General features: G+C 42.1%; 18 protein-coding genes. 5 read left to right on the top strand and 13 right to left on the bottom strand.

Going from position 1 to position 14,684, the window contains the following annotated elements; translation table 11 throughout:
* The coding region (locus ACFQNG_RS20900; protein WP_379867856.1) for a hypothetical protein at positions 1–48 on the bottom strand (48 nt) is incomplete at its 3' end.
* A 35-nt stretch (positions 49–83) separates the two neighbouring features.
* A complete protein-coding gene (locus tag ACFQNG_RS20895) occupies positions 84–947 on the bottom strand; it encodes a hypothetical protein (RefSeq protein ID WP_379867854.1) in 864 nt (287 codons plus the stop codon).
* A gap of 304 nt (positions 948–1,251) precedes the next feature.
* Between ACFQNG_RS20895 and ACFQNG_RS20890 the strand changes: the two genes are divergently transcribed.
* Positions 1,252–1,794, top strand: coding sequence for a hypothetical protein (locus ACFQNG_RS20890; protein WP_379867853.1), 543 nt, complete (start codon positions 1,252–1,254; stop codon positions 1,792–1,794).
* Between the two features lie 41 nt (positions 1,795–1,835).
* Here the strand turns inward: ACFQNG_RS20890 and ACFQNG_RS20885 are convergent, their stop codons facing one another.
* From ACFQNG_RS20885 to ACFQNG_RS20860, 6 genes are read right to left on the bottom strand one after another with little or no spacing between them, the layout of a single operon-like run.
* Positions 1,836–2,369 (bottom strand): hypothetical protein, encoded by a 534-nt coding sequence (locus tag ACFQNG_RS20885; RefSeq protein ID WP_379867852.1) that lies wholly within the window; start codon positions 2,367–2,369, stop codon positions 1,836–1,838.
* A complete protein-coding gene (locus ACFQNG_RS20880) occupies positions 2,362–3,387 on the bottom strand; it encodes a replication-relaxation family protein (protein WP_379867851.1) in 1,026 nt (341 codons plus the stop codon). The genes ACFQNG_RS20885 and ACFQNG_RS20880 overlap by 8 nt, the downstream gene beginning before the upstream one ends.
* Entirely contained in the window at positions 3,339–5,924 is a 2,586-nt protein-coding gene (locus tag ACFQNG_RS20875) for a type IV secretory system conjugative DNA transfer family protein (protein ID WP_379867850.1), read from the bottom strand. The genes ACFQNG_RS20880 and ACFQNG_RS20875 overlap by 49 nt, the downstream gene beginning before the upstream one ends.
* A 21-nt stretch (positions 5,925–5,945) precedes the next feature.
* On the bottom strand, positions 5,946–6,101 hold the full coding sequence (locus ACFQNG_RS20870) for a hypothetical protein (RefSeq protein WP_379867849.1): 156 nt from the start codon (positions 6,099–6,101) through the stop codon (positions 5,946–5,948).
* Positions 6,101–6,346: a hypothetical protein gene (locus ACFQNG_RS20865; RefSeq protein ID WP_379867848.1), complete on the bottom strand. Its 246-nt coding sequence runs from the start codon at positions 6,344–6,346 to the stop codon at positions 6,101–6,103. Before ACFQNG_RS20865 ends, ACFQNG_RS20870 begins: the two co-directional genes overlap by 1 nt.
* Positions 6,347–6,348: 2 nt before the next feature.
* The gene (locus ACFQNG_RS20860; RefSeq protein ID WP_379867847.1) at positions 6,349–6,639 is read right to left on the bottom strand and encodes a hypothetical protein; all 291 of its coding nucleotides are present in this window, start codon (positions 6,637–6,639) and stop codon (positions 6,349–6,351) included.
* A gap of 319 nt (positions 6,640–6,958) precedes the next feature.
* Between ACFQNG_RS20860 and ACFQNG_RS20855 the strand changes: the two genes are divergently transcribed.
* Positions 6,959–7,186, top strand: a complete 228-nt coding sequence (locus tag ACFQNG_RS20855) for a hypothetical protein (protein ID WP_379867846.1) — start codon at positions 6,959–6,961, stop codon at positions 7,184–7,186.
* Positions 7,187–7,240: 54 nt separating this feature from the next.
* Here the strand turns inward: ACFQNG_RS20855 and ACFQNG_RS20850 are convergent, their stop codons facing one another.
* Positions 7,241–7,390 carry a hypothetical protein gene (locus ACFQNG_RS20850; protein WP_379867845.1) on the bottom strand — a complete coding sequence of 50 codons (150 nt, stop codon included), beginning with the start codon at positions 7,388–7,390 and terminating at the stop codon, positions 7,241–7,243.
* Between the two features lie 166 nt (positions 7,391–7,556).
* Between ACFQNG_RS20850 and ACFQNG_RS20845 the strand changes: the two genes are divergently transcribed.
* Positions 7,557–8,276, top strand: coding sequence for a GntR family transcriptional regulator (locus ACFQNG_RS20845; protein WP_379867844.1), 720 nt, complete (start codon positions 7,557–7,559; stop codon positions 8,274–8,276).
* 14 nt (positions 8,277–8,290) lie between these two features.
* Positions 8,291–8,740, top strand: a complete 450-nt coding sequence (gene ribD / locus ACFQNG_RS20840) for a bifunctional diaminohydroxyphosphoribosylaminopyrimidine deaminase/5-amino-6-(5-phosphoribosylamino)uracil reductase RibD (RefSeq protein WP_379867843.1) — start codon at positions 8,291–8,293, stop codon at positions 8,738–8,740.
* 118 nt (positions 8,741–8,858) lie between these two features.
* Here ribD and dnaI read toward each other — a convergent pair whose 3' ends face one another.
* Both dnaI and ACFQNG_RS20830 read right to left on the bottom strand, forming a co-directional pair.
* Positions 8,859–9,776 carry a primosomal protein DnaI gene (gene dnaI / locus ACFQNG_RS20835; protein WP_379867842.1) on the bottom strand — a complete coding sequence of 306 codons (918 nt, stop codon included), beginning with the start codon at positions 9,774–9,776 and terminating at the stop codon, positions 8,859–8,861.
* Between the two features lie 104 nt (positions 9,777–9,880).
* On the bottom strand, positions 9,881–10,033 hold the full coding sequence (locus ACFQNG_RS20830) for a hypothetical protein (protein WP_379867841.1): 153 nt from the start codon (positions 10,031–10,033) through the stop codon (positions 9,881–9,883).
* A gap of 198 nt (positions 10,034–10,231) precedes the next feature.
* On the opposite strand from ACFQNG_RS20830, the gene ACFQNG_RS20825 reads away from it, so the two are divergent.
* Positions 10,232–12,097: a competence protein CoiA family protein gene (locus ACFQNG_RS20825; RefSeq protein WP_379867840.1), complete on the top strand. Its 1,866-nt coding sequence runs from the start codon at positions 10,232–10,234 to the stop codon at positions 12,095–12,097.
* 161 nt (positions 12,098–12,258) lie between these two features.
* On the opposite strand, the gene ACFQNG_RS20820 is transcribed toward ACFQNG_RS20825, so the two are convergent.
* Together ACFQNG_RS20820 and ACFQNG_RS20815 are read right to left on the bottom strand one after the other, a co-directional pair.
* The gene (locus tag ACFQNG_RS20820; protein ID WP_379867839.1) at positions 12,259–12,867 is read right to left on the bottom strand and encodes a hypothetical protein; all 609 of its coding nucleotides are present in this window, start codon (positions 12,865–12,867) and stop codon (positions 12,259–12,261) included.
* A 213-nt stretch (positions 12,868–13,080) separates the two neighbouring features.
* Entirely contained in the window at positions 13,081–14,601 is a 1,521-nt protein-coding gene (locus ACFQNG_RS20815) for a hypothetical protein (protein WP_379867838.1), read from the bottom strand.
* Positions 14,602–14,684: the final 83 nt, after the last annotated feature.

Genomic DNA, 14,684 nt, shown 5'->3' with positions numbered 1-14,684 from the left:
TCCTTTGGAACGGGTTAACAACCCCAACTCTTTCATGATGCGGTACACGCGCTTGTGGTTGACACCCCGGCTTTCGTTCTTTCTTAATGTTTCTTTGTAAATGTTTCTTGGTATTGAAATAAATCAAGGATTTTATATGCTATATCCTCGATATTTCCTTTGAGCTTTTTCCGCTCCTCTTCACTAATTTTTTTCTGCTTCCTCAAATACTCCATATCATCCTCTACATCATCGGGAATCCAAAACCCCATCTGGACTATCAGATCGTCAAATTTAAGCAGAGAATCGTTCAAACGTAATAAAGCCTTTTTCGGTTCTTCTGGCAGTATCGAAAGATACATTTTCAAGAAATCATTCAAGTACCTTCGTACTGGAATCCTAAATTTCGTATCAAAATCGGGTATAGAGTACACCTTTTTCTCCGGATTAAGACAATGCCTCTGATCAATCAGTAATGAATCGGGAATATCTTTTTCCCTTCTCAACACAGGAGTAAAATCATATTCGCGTTGATCGATGATACCGTCCAGAGTCGGTAGAATCTGCTTTTCTATTATTTTCTCGGAATAACTCCTCCGTCGAATGATATCCCGTTGATTGTATATATGGGATGCAAAGAAGGAAACAAAGGTGATGGCAATTTTTTCGACCAGTCTCTGATAGTTTCTGCTAATCAACTCTTGCATGAGTTCTTTCTCTTGTTCCTCTTTTTGCTCAGCCATCTTCCGTTCTTCATCTCTTTTTCGTATTGTCTCGTAAAAGAATATAACCACGAGGATATCTATCGATATTCCAGCTAACTCGGGCCACAAATCATTTAAACTGTCCATCTTATAAAATGAAACAGAGCCTGATAACAACGCAACAATAAAAAATACCACCTTTAATATGAAGAATCCCTTCAATTCCCTTAATTCACTTAATTTTGTCCATATCCTCTCTCTCAATATCCTCGTACCCTCCCAAACATTTTATTCCTTTTCAGAATCTATCCCTTTTATTCTACTCTCCTTCGGGCAAATCTTGGAGTTTTTTTACTTTCACCTAGCACTTCTCGTTTCTCCCTCAATGGAGGTTTTCTATTTGTACAGTTAGCTATTTTCAGAAAAAATGCACAGTATTATTGATAAGCTATTAATTTAAATTTATACTGAAAAAAGATTGTACTTATCAAAATAAACATCTCTAAACTTGGTCACGCTTGTTGAAACATGGGGATGTTTTGGTTATAATATCTTTGAGGGGGTGATGGTGATAAAATCAATGATAAAATTAGGAATATTCGTTTGGATGATGTGGCTTTTTTTCGTAAGATATGATTTGTTCGGCTCGATCATCGAATATGTATCACCGATCATCGTACAAATACTAATCATTGCAACAAGTTGTGTTTTTCTCTATATGCTGATAAACATGCGAATGATCTTCCATTACTTAGCTATGAAGGACTTCTCCTCGACCAAAACGATACTTGTTGAGGAATATAATGAAGCAAAAAATGGGCTTAAAAATAGACAAATCAAAAGGAAAATCGAACGATCCAAAGACGATCGCACGAAGCAAATCATTTCAAAGCACCTTCAAAGCTTCAACTACAGACGTTTGTTCTGGTTCCTTGTTTTACGTGCCTACATTGTTTGTGGGGTCCTGTTCATCTTGGCTTCGATGTCGGCCATCATCATCATGATGATCGCGCTAGTCATCGCAAGCGGGAAGATCTTCAAATTGGCTAAAGGAATTTACAACGGCTTTAAAGAGTTTGTCATGTGGTTTATTGGATTGGCGAAAATATAAAAGAGTCTGGGCGATCATAATGTCCAGACTCTTTTCTTTGATCAGAAAAATTTCTTGAGTATTCGGATGTTCTCATCTTTCAGCTCTAGCACATCGAATTCCCCGCTAAATGCCGTTTTTTGATCCTGCTCCGTTAAGTTCAACCCGCTTAAAATGAACAGCATCCGCGTGCTGTTTTGAAACTCTTGTGCAATCTCCCAGTTCCTTGTCTTCCTCTTTCCGTCTTTGTCTTTGATATACATCAGGTGGTGGGGCGTGATGATTCGAACCTCTAACTCCCCTTGAGCAAATAGCCAGTCGTCTCTTTCGCCTATATCGTCCAGGTGAAAATAGATAGACGTCACCGGATCGGATAGCTTCAATGGAGGTTTTGATGGAATGATGTGGCGTTGATACAATTCGTTAATTTGAATTTCGTTGAGATCCGGCTCATCAAACGGACGATCACTTGTGTAATAAAGTAACTTGGCCAGTCGTTGATTGCCTGCCAATTTCTCCGCAATCTTGATCTGATACGCGGAAATACTTTGATATTTATTCAACCCGAAAAACCAGCGGATTAACTCTTTAAGCATTCTCCCTCATCCTCTCAATGAATTCTTTAAGCCTAGCGGCATAATCCTCAACCATACACACCATCGATTCGTTCACTCGTTCCTTTAATAGCGAAGGTACTTTCTTCATTCGTCGTGGCTCTTGGGTTACGAAGAACACATAAGGGAATTTGTTCTCGCTCTCGATACTAACCCTTTTTTTGTACCAGCCATCCCACTCTTTCACCTCCTTATAACGATTGAACTTCTTTGTTAGCTCCGGGAATTTCTCCGTTCTGCGGAAATCTTCTGCACCTGTATCAAACTCAATAAACGCGGTGTATTTCTTTCTAGTCACAGAGTCCTTGATCATCGCAAAAGCATCCGGGTTCAAGTTGTTATCGTGATTCACAATACTTTTCCGGCATTCCACCACCCACATTTCCAGGGAAGCTCCCATTTCTTTCAACACCTCATTCGTGATGATAGATAAGTCGCAAACCCTTGAAATATGGAAGTAGCGATTGTTGATAGATACACTCCCATCGGTGTGATAACGGATTCGCTCTACATGCTCTTGCCATCCTACCGCCTTGCTTCCCAACGGACCAAGAGCAGCGAAGATCGTCCGCCGCTTTGATCCGTCTAGGAATTTGTGGTGAATGTGGTCTTTTTTATTTACCAGGTAGTAATAAACCAACTCGTTTAAATGCCGTTGCATCAATGCCTTCGCTCTTTTCTGTTGACCAAAATCCTCATGCCAATAAAGCAACTGTTCAATATTCATGATTCGGTGTTGCGCCAATAGCTTCAATGTCTTCCTGTGCACATCCCTTACGTTGAGTTGTGACTTGAGCCAGTCAAGGGTAAGGTTTTTTTTCGCAACAGGTGCTCGCCGATAATACTTACGCCGTTTTCTTTTGTTTGGCTTTGTCTCTTTTTCTTCCATCTCGATAAACTCATCATCTTCGTCTGTCTCGAATCCTTCCTCATCCATCTCTTCAACCAGCTCTAAATCAACATGTTGACCTTCCCAAGGCTCTCTTCGTGTATATTGCATCCTTTTTCACCTTCCTTTTCCTCATCATCGAATACACTAAAGTCATACACCTTCTCGATGATTTCAACCCGTTTTCCCCTGACCTCATCAACGGGACGACCAAAACGATTTTTGATATTCCGGAACTCCATCAAATCCAGTTCCCGGCAAGGCTCCATTCTCATGGATGGCGGCTCCAATAGCCGGCCTAAGAAAACCTGTGATTTTTTGTTAACCATGACACTGAAAAGCGCGCAATACTCCAAATTGGCCAGATGATTGAAATCGTTGGAATCGTATGGTTCCATCAGCGCTCTAAATTCATTGAACATTTCTTCTCCGCCAACGAAGAACCCAAAATTACAGCGGTTGTTTTTGATCGATTCAATCGTCTCTTTCTTCTTGGTCCCTTGGATCGATGAAAGACCATGCAGACTCATCACATATCGGAATCGGTACTTGCGCGGCTCTTTAAACAAGGATGGGAAGATATCAACAACAACCTTGTGATTCATGATCTGGTGAATCTCATCAACGATAATTAACGTTTCCGGCCGATCATCTTCATTGATGATGTCGCGGAATTTCATCAACTTCCACAGTTTTAGGAAGTAATGCGCAAACAGATAATTAAACGTCGTCTCTTGGAGTGATCCGCTCGGCAAGAAGATTAAAACCAAATATGGACCATTCTCATCTCCCATCGTCCACTTCCAGAAATCAATTTCCTCCATGTGTGGCTGTGTGATGGAATTGGTTAAATCGTCGTAGTTCATCACCTGCAAAATGCGGTTATCGATCGTCTTTAAAATCGTTGCGGAATCTTTCATATACTCCTTTTGGTAATTGGCAAGGGCGACCCGGATCATAACATGTTTTTTCCTATCGAGTTTATGGAAAATCTGCTTACGATACGTTTCATCCCTTAAAATCTTGATTGCATCGATGATATTCCCTTCGCCAGCAGCATACGACGCCTGTAATGCTCCCATGAGATGGACTTCAATTGCTTGAACCTTGGAATCATCACCGATCGTATCTAACAACATTTGCGTATCCATGTTTGCAATCTCCGTCTCATATCCTGTACGCTTCAGCGTCTCGCGGTTCAGCTTCAACAAGTCATGAAACCCAACTTGCACCGGGTTTTCAAAATCAGCGTGATTAAGAAAAATGACTCGATCTTGCAACCAATCTGGAATATACCTCATGATTTCTCTAAACATCTCGCCGTCAGCAACGTCGAACGCGACCACGCTTTTCGCGTGCTTCCTCCACTCCTCACGACTCTTGGCTCGCAAGGCAAAGGTTTCAATGATCTGATTGATAATAAACGTCGTTTTCCCTCCGCCCTGCCCGCCGCTCAATAGCATGGTTTTCACACGGTCATCTAGTTGCTGGCGCGTATCGTATGGTGGGAATGCGATAAATTCTCTGGTGTTAAAATGACGGGCAAACGGGAGAGATCCCAACACATCCGTTAACATATTGTCAGCGATCTCCGTCTTGAGTTTCTGTTCATGATATATCTCTTTTCCGAATTGATCAGGCGTCGGCATCCACATCAGCGGGACCAACTCCCTCCGATATAACATCATCAATGGTTGAGTTGGATCGATGTAGCCCTTTTCGATCTTCTTCATATCTGGTTCAAAGCGGGATACTGTGATGATCGTATCCCCTTGTAACTCGGCTGCCCAACGTTCCAATGCACGCTGGAACTGATCTTTTTTCTTGTCGTTCTCTGTCCATAGAAGAAACATGATTTGAACTTCCGCAAAATGTTTAGCTTTCGCCTTTTGCTTTTCGGTTTTATGAGGGAGCTCACGTTGCTTCTCTTGCTCATCAAGATCAACCATTTCCGCTACAGGTGTACGCTTAACAAAACCTTTTACTTTTGCCCATCCATTTCTGACTGCCTGATATCCGTCCTTCACTTGTTTCGCCTTTTCCTCTAACGACTTCAATTCAGCCTCAGTAAAGAAGCTTTTCCATAGTGGGGCCATTTTCTCTTGAGACTCATTTGTGGCGGTATATTCTTCGCCATAAATCATAGATAGCAATTGGTTTTTGACCTCTTCGTTATCAACCCGCTCTTGTACTGTGACATTGTATAAAAGCTTTTCATTACTTCCTATAAGAGCGAATAGTTTAGATATTTCTTCCGAACCTAGATCGAAGTTAAGCGAAAAATAATCGGCAGACGAAACAATAAAGGCAGTCACATTCTCATCTGATAATTTCAACGATCCGTCAGAAAACCGGCACCCGCCTAAGTCTTCGTAAACCGCGTGGCGAACTCTTTTCTGTACCGTGTCGTGGTCGATTACGTTCAAATAGGTGTGTATTTTTCCGTTATCCTTCATCAGCTTGTAACTGAATGAAGGCGAAAACCCTTCCTCATTAACCAAGTTTTTCATTATGAACATTTCATCCACTATGGATTTAAACCCGTTATTCTCTTTTTCATCTGCTGCCTTCTTTTGTGATAACCCGACAATCGGAATCACTTTCATTAAGTCATTACGCACTATCTTCATACTTTTCACCCCTTTCAAAGATAAAGAGCAACCATGTGGTTACTCTTCATACTTAACAGATGATGTTGTTGGCGTAGCTTGTTTCACTTCTTGCTTCGCTGAGTCTTTCTTTTTGTTTCTGAGATAGAAGAAGAAGGTGGCAAACGAAGCAATTAGCAACCATTTCAATATTGTCGTTATCAAGGCTAAACTCATCATTTCCCCTCCTTGAACATGGTCTTAGAGAAGTTATCGGCCCACGCCTTTTCTTGCGGTGTGAGATCCATATCCATGAACCCCACACACGCAAAGGCAAGGACCAACACAACCATATATTCAAGAGCAATTTTTAGTGCCGACTTAAGATCAAACCTCTTAAAAAAATCTATTGCTACGTGAGTCGCCATCAAGAAGAAAAATACATACGCGGCATAGTGAAGACTGATGTAAAGTACACCCATCTTTACTTCACATCCAATTCAATATCATCTACGATGCTAACCACCATTGGGCTAACTTCTTTCCCTAGGTTGTATGCTGCTTTCAGAAGCGATACTTCTGTAATCGCTCCAAGCATGATCAGCATAACCAGGAAGTTTCTTACTCTAACCAAGCCAGGAATCGATTGACCCAAATCATCCTTAAATCCCCAGATTGTTTTGTAAAATGCGTAGATAACGAGCCCGGCAATGACCAAATTGGTCACTGTGGATAATGACCCAAGAAGCTTGAAAATGTTATCAGAACTAGCCAATTTACACCCACCTTTCTATTGTGTTTCGGGGTGTGTTTCGTGATTTTGCGAAACACAGTATCCCGGAATCGGGAAAAAGATAGTGGTATCAACAGATGAACAAGATGTAAAGCGGAAGTATTGGAAGAGAAAACAATCTTTTTCCTCTTTTGTTTTTTTGTTTTTATTTACTTCTTTGGGGGCCGGGAATGATCACCAGCCTCACTGACTATAGTATACAAAAAACTTCACCATGTTTCAACCAACTTCCCCAAGTTTACAGAAGATTTTTTAAGTGGTATCATGACATTACCAAAACTCGAAAACAGGAGGCTAATCAATGGCTAACCGTAAAACAAGTAGCGGACTCAAATCAAGGATGAAGGTTCCTACAACCATTGACATCAACTATTGGGAAGCTCTGGAAAAACTCTCAGCCCTCCAATACAATCGCCCAATGTCAAAAATCATTGACGAAATGGCAGAACTGATCTTAATCAAATATGATCAGCCGGTTCCAATAAAGAAAAAAGATGAATTGAAACAGGAAAACGAACAAAAGGACTAGCAGGAAAAAGCTGGTTCTTTTTTGTTGAATAAAAACAACCCCTTGCTGCAGGGGTTATTCTGCTTTAGCGAGTCCAGTGATGATCCTAACGCCTGTGTTGATCTCAACATCAATGAGGTTCTTCATCAGAATGACAATCGGCTCTCCTTCTTCTTGAAAGAGACAAACATGCTGACAATCTTCATTCGTTTGTCGTTTAATCAATTCGCAACCCTCCGATCATTCATTTCATTCAAAATTCTCCTTCATATCTCCAGTATAAATTTAAACTAGAATACGCACAAGAAGGAAAGTTCTCTTTTTTCAGTGAATATAGTACAATTACTGTTGATCAGTTTAAATTTATACAGCAAAGAAAGGAGGTTCCGTTTTGGCCAAATGGGAAGAGATTTATGAGGATCTCAAGGAACGGATTTTATCAGGAAAAATGCCACCAGGCTCATCCTTTCCCTCTAACCTTGATCTCTTGCAAGAGTATGGAGCCCGTTCAACGTTAACCATCCAACAGGCAGTCAACCAATTGATCAAGGAAGGGCTGGTTGTTTCTCAAGGAAAGCGAGGAAAACACGCAAAGCGGACTGTCCGGGTCATTCCCACTCGCTCCGTCAACTACCGCCGGGGTGGATTTTCCCAAGAGTTTGGACAGATCGCCAGCAAAAACGTGTTAGAGCTGCGCATACTCGATCAAAAAAAGGACATTCCGGAAGCGTTGCAGTCCGAAGTTTCAACTCCAGCGCTTTTCTACCACACGGAGCAACTTCTCAACGGACAGCTTGTCGCGGTTTCTAAGGCATACATTCCAAGCCTCGTACCGACTCAGGATTTATACAAACTGATGAAACAAGCGAATGCTTCTTTGTATGGCTCACTTGAATATCTTGGGTTCAAGCCTGTTTCTTGTGAAGAAAATCTGATTTGTGACTTTGCAAGCAAGGAAGAGCGCGAAGCATTGCGTCTACCGAAAAACTCAAACATCCCTGTCGTGCGTCTCACTCGCAAGACGTATGACGCCAACAAGCAACTGGTGGAAATTTGTCCGCTTATTTATCGGGCTGATGTTTACGAATTTGCTTATCAATTCGATTTCTAAGGGGGAGCCCAATCATGACAGACAAAGAGTTTATGTGGGAAGCCGTGTTGGAAGGTCGAAAAGCCCAGGGGAAAACCGGAACCAATCCACCGGTTGGGGCCATCATTGTCAAAGATGGGGTAATTGTTGGCCGCGGACATACCTCCCAATTGGGAGGACCGCACGCAGAAGTAAATGCCCTGGCTGATGCCGGAGACCAGGCAAAAGGCGCAACCGTTTATTGTACGTTGGAGCCGTGCAGTCATTGGGGACGGACGGGGCCCTGTTGCGAAGCGCTGACGGCTGCGGGAGTGGCCAAAGTATTCGTGGGAATCAAGGATCCCTATCCTAAGGTGTCTGGTCGCGGCATCCAACACCTGAAAGATCACGGTGTCGAGGTCGTGGTTGGGGGGATGTACGAGGAAGAGATCAGACAAGACCTGAAGGAGTTCCTTGATCGGGTTGCAGCAGGAACCCAGGAATAACAGCGGTAAACTATGCCGCTGTTTTTTATTTTGTCTGCAAAACAAAATAGCCGACCACTGGCCAGCTATTGAGTAAAGAACGATAAGGTAACAAATTTCGTCAAATGGTAGTAGGCATTTACCTACCTTCCCGCCAATTCCGCCCTTTAACATGAAACGGCTTCACGTGATGACCAATTCGCTCCATGATCCGTGCCGCTTTAAGCTCATCGTAATCACCTTTAGCATTGGCGAAATGTTCTTGCAATTGGTTTAAATTTTTGTTTGATGTATAGACAGTTGGCAAGCGTTCGGCCATCCTATATTGCAAAACCGAACTGAAGATATCATCTCTCACCCAAGATGTCATCGTTTCCGAGCCAATATCGTCAAGAATTAACACACTACACTTTTTGTAAACGTCTAATTTTTCATTAACTGATCCATCCCTTATGCCGTCTTTTAGCTCATTGATTAACTCTGGAACATGGACCATTAATGAGTCTATATCAAACTCGGTTAATTTGTTACAGATAGCGCCGGCAATGCGAGACTTCCCTACTCCAAAGTCACCCCAAAGGTACAGCCCCTTGGTTTCATGAATATTTTCCCCAACTGAAGTACAAAAATCAATCGCTTCACAAATCACATGGTATCTGTCATTGTTTGGGGCAATCGAATCAAAGGTGGCTTCAATGATTTCACGTGGTATATAGAAACTTCTGATAAGCCGTTTACGCCTCTCTTCTCTCCATTGAGCCTCCAACTTACCACATGGCCGAACCTTCCGCTCTATTCCTGTTTCGGTTCGCTTTAAAATGGACTCATACCCTTTTTGTTGATTGGGGCAATCATCTAAACCAGGGCATCGTAAGCAAGCTTCTTGGTCCTTTATATATTGTCGGAGATGGGAGAGCGATTTTTTATATTCTTCAAATGGCACATCTGGATGATGACCAGAAAACTCGATAATCAACGGATGATTCATTGTCTCATTCAGCAAATTATTAACATCAATTTGCCTTTTTGCAGAAAGAAAGCTTTTAATATCTTTCACCTGAATCCTCTCCCGTTTTTAGGTTGTATTGCCCGCAACACCGGATTCGGTTCATTCAGCAAATATAGAATTTGGAACGCTCCGGTCAATCCAGAGCGTCTTTTTCATTCTTGCTTCTCCTTCTCCAATTCCTGATCAATGTAATCCTCAAGAAATTTCTGAGCTTTAATCCCTCGTTTAACCAACATCATATCGAATTGTTTTTTCTTCTCCGGATGCAAACGAACTAGAACGGTTGGCATTTCACTTTTTTTCATAATGAGCAACCCCTTTCTGTATACATTATATCATGAAATCATGTAATCACAAGAGTGAAATAAAAACAAACCCCTTTCCTCAATCTCCATTTAACATAAAATGATTTGATCAACCAATTATTGTGTTTCCATTTCGCCTTTTTTGTATACTTGTAATAGAAAGATGTTTTGGAAATGAAAGAATAAAGGGGGTCAAACATGACTCAATTTGCAGGCATTCGTCCCTTTCCTGGTTGGGAATCGCTATTACCAGATAAAAAAGTTGATGCGCTCAAAGGGGAGCTGATTGTCATAGCGACCGAAACGACGGAAGAGGAGAAAATACTCCAATTAAGAAAGAAGAAGCACCCCTTTTATTGCTTGCAGTGCGGGGAGATTCTCCGTTTTCGCAAAGAACATACACGAGACGGCGTCCCCATCCATTCCCATTTCTATCACAAAGATCAAGAATGTAGCCCTTCAGAAAGTCCCGACCACGCATTAACCAAGGGCTATTTGTTCGATCTGCTGAAAGAACGTGGCTATACGGTCAAACAAGAATATAACCATCGCGATGCGAACGGACGGCGAGTCAGGGCCGATGTGGCCATGTTGGAGAATGAGTTAAAGTTAGTCGTAGAGGTTCAAGCCTCCCATGGAAAAGTGGCAGACGCCAAACGGAAAATGTCGGTGTATGGAGCGGATCGGGTCCCGGTGGCGTGGGTTCTCTTAATGGATCGGTTTTTCCGTAATTATGCCATTGTTGACCCTCGATTAACGGGAGATAACCAAATGATTATTGGAGGTGAAGGAAAATACACCGTTCATCACCCTTTGGATGCCAACATGCATTACCGGCTCTTTCTTGGGGGGCAAGACCACGCCCTTTTTGACTTCCTCATTGACGAGTATTTGTATGTGATCGGCATCATCGCGAATGGAAACGTGTTGTTGATTCGTCGAACTCCAAAATCAGCAGAACGAAGAGAACGTGTACGTGCACAAGGGGGAAAGTGGTCCACGACGGATGATGAATTTGATGTGACGTTGATTCCGGAACATCGCATCGTGGACGTGCTACTGGATACCGAAGTGATCGAGGTGGAGTACGAAGGGAAGGTCTCCTCTCCCCAGGTCTCTGCCAACCGATTCAAAGGGAAGGATTGTGAAGGGGAAGAGAAAAGCAAGTCGCCCGCTACTTCCCATGTCATTGACTTTGAATCGGGGAAAACCACAGAAGATGCACATGACCCCATCGCGTTGATCCGAGAAACACAGGAAGCAGCACGCCGGGAACGGATCCGGATTGCGGAAGAAAAGAAACGAGAGGAAATGCGGAAAGAGCAGGAACGGGAACAGAAAAGAAAGGCGGAACTGGAACGGAAACTCCGAGAAGAAGAAGAAGGTCTACGCAAAGAGGAAGAAGCGAGTAAACAGTTGGAGGAAACATTACGGCGACGCGAGGAAGAAGTGGAGCGGAGACAGAGAGAGGAAGAGGAAAAAACGCGAAAATGGCTAGAACAACTGGAAAGGAAAAGACAAGAGGAACAGAGACGGAGAGAAGAAGCAGAGAAACGCCAAATAGAGGAACAAAACAGATTGGCCCGTTTAGAGGAAGAAAGACGGAAGAATGAAGAAATCAGGCAAGCACAATTAGAAGAAGAGAAGATTCGCGAAGAAAATCACGCACCGCAAGGTAACATTGAAGAAGAGGAAATCAGTGAAGAAGAACGGAAACAATTTGTAGAGCAACGACTTCGTCAAGACGATGAAAGAGGTCTTAATCAATTACGTCAGCTAGCTCAAAAAGGATATCAACTACCAAGAGCTTTAGCACCCAAGGTAGAAAGAAATATGTATCATCACGCTACTTTAGAGCAAACATTGTGGTATGAATACTTGCAAATCCCTAAGGAACAACGAGCCCAATGGGAACAGAATCAATTTCCTAATGGAGAACCGGAATGGTTTACTAAGAAAAAACAAGCGTTTCAACAACCTAAGAAACAGTGGATGAAAAAGACTGATCATAATAAAATTGAACCATCCAATAACCAAGGAGAACAGTTAACATTAGATCTTTAATAAAAACCCCTCCGATAAAAATCAAGACTACAATGAAAAGGCTCTTACTTTGTGCATCATACACAAGGTAAAGCCTTTTCTTGTTTTTTACCCAGGCGGCCTTTTTTGTTTTTGGACGCGAACTGTGAAAAAATGAGGACAACTACTGGGAGAAATGAACCTTAATTAATGTTCAATTCTTTGTTAAGTTCATCTATTCTCTTTTTAATATCCTTTGATACTTCAAATTCATTTAAAATATATTCCGGTTCTACCAATCCTCTTTTACTACAAAAACGGCGACCACCCATATCTTCAAAGTAGAACTGAATGATGAAATACTTTGATTTCATTTTGTCCTTAATCATATTCGCTAGTTGCACATAATCTACTAAAATCTCATCCGTATAATCACCTTGTACCAGCTTACTTGGTAATTCCGGAGCTCCTCTTAACACTTTAAATCTTGCCAAGGGAACAAATTTCTTTCCCCATGTACATTGATACTTCGTCCATTTGATGAAGGGATGATAAGGGATAAGAGGTCTTCTTATGATTACACCAATATCGTATATGATAACGGGAACTGCATGTGTGGTTCCCACTCGAATAACATAATTCCCGTATTTACCGTATTTGCCTGATATAGTCTCTCTTGATCTTAATACGATTTTCGGTTTTGGCATAATACTTCTGGCCAAGAAATATATGCTGATTACCGTTGCGATTCCACCCACCCACTGACCTAAATTACCAAACCAATCTTCGCCCATAAATCTAAGCCAATCCATTTTTCTCCCTCCATCATGAGAATCATATCTTCACACCAAATTGAACACCTTTTTGAGACACATCAAATTAACTTCCTGTCAAATACCCTATTAGCTCATTTTCTGACTCAAAAAGACCATTCTGACATTTGTAATTATACCGGCTCCCCTCGAATAATGGACTTTCCTCGACCAAAAAAAGATGCCAAAAATGGTTGGCATCTCTTCCGTACTTTATCCGGTTTGTTCTGTTTGGTCTTCTTGCATTTGAATCTCATCAATCACATTCAAGATATTTTTCGCTTCTTTTGCCACATAGGTATTGCACTTTCCTTCCTTCATTAACCGAGGTCTACCAGGGGATTTCTTTTTCTTTTCTTTCGCTTTTGTTTCCAGTCCCCATTTGACGACACGAATAATCTCTTTAAGGGTTTCTTCACTACTTTTCTTACCTTCCAGATATTTAGCGATGTCCAGCACTTTGTTGTCCAGTTCGATTTCGGTGTCCAGATTTTCTATATCCACTGTTTCCATGTCCAGTTTTTTGGTATCCAGCTTTTTCGATTGGGACATATCCAGTTTTTCCGTGTCCAGTTTTTTCGACGTATCCATATCCAGTTTGGTATCCAGTTTTCCCGATGTGTCCATATCCACGTTCATATCCATATCCAACTTTTCCGTATCCAGTTTGGGCATATCGGCTTTCTGGATATCCCGTTTTTTCGTGTCCAGTTTTTCATCTTCGGCCTTATCCAGCGTGTCCCGTTTCTTTGTGGATACCGTGTCCACCGTTGATAACTCTGCGTTCGTCGTATTTGACTTGTTCGTATCCAGTTTCGTATCCACTTGTTCGATGTCCAGTTTTTCCGTATCCAGTTTTGCGTCCGTGTCCATCTTCATATCCAATTTGGATGTGTCCATATCCAGTTTATCCATATCCAACTTTTCCGTATCCACATGTCCAGTATCCACTTTCATGTCCAGTTTGGATATGTCCATATCCAGTTTTTTCGTATCCAGTTTTTCCGTTTGGGGCATATCCAGTTTGGATGTATCCAGTTTTGTATCCATGTCCACATGTCCAGTTTCCATATCCAGTTTTTCTGTTTGGGACGTATCCCGTTTTGACGTATCCAGTTTGGTGTCCATATCCAACTTTTTCCGCCAGAAGAACAAACGAGAAAACCAACCCACTCTTTCCTTCGTTTTTTCCTCTTTTTTGAATTGGTATGCCAGTACGCCCTTCATGACCAGCAAAAGAAATGGAGTGCTAACCCCGATCGTCTTTCCGATGCGGTTTTCGGCCATGCCCATATAGTTACTGACGACAACGAAAGCAAACCCCATCAGGAACCCTGTCCATGCCCATACACTCTGCTTTTTGCCCTTCTTAAATGAGTTTTGGATTACTTGGCTACAGTAAATGAACGCGGCTTCCCACACTCCGACCGCTACCCATGCCCCGATGCCTGAAAAACCAGCATACAAGCAAAGTCGATATGAGTGGCCAACCGATAAGTAGATGATCCCCGCTAGCATCGCAATATTGACAGTAATCATTGAGGTATTCACAAGGAAATCCCATGTCCCCATTGCGGTTCTCCCGATCCAACGGAAGAATGAAGCGAACATCGGTCCGAAATCTTCAATGAGGTCAAAGAGTTCGTACAACCCACATACAACCCGATTCGGCTGACGATCATGACCTCGTCTAACCCAACTGGGTATTTCTTGATATGAATTCACTGTCGTCATGTTGCATCGCCTCCAACGAAGTGTTTTTGCCAATGATCAACAGTGTCGGGACAACTTTTATTCAGTTTTGGGTTATGGTACAC

The organism is Laceyella putida (genome assembly GCF_042665195.1).
Taxonomy (GTDB): Bacteria; Bacillota; Bacilli; order Thermoactinomycetales; family Thermoactinomycetaceae; genus Laceyella; species Laceyella putida.
The sequence above is the reverse complement of the archived record's forward strand: the minus strand, read 5'-3'. Positions and strand labels throughout refer to the sequence as shown.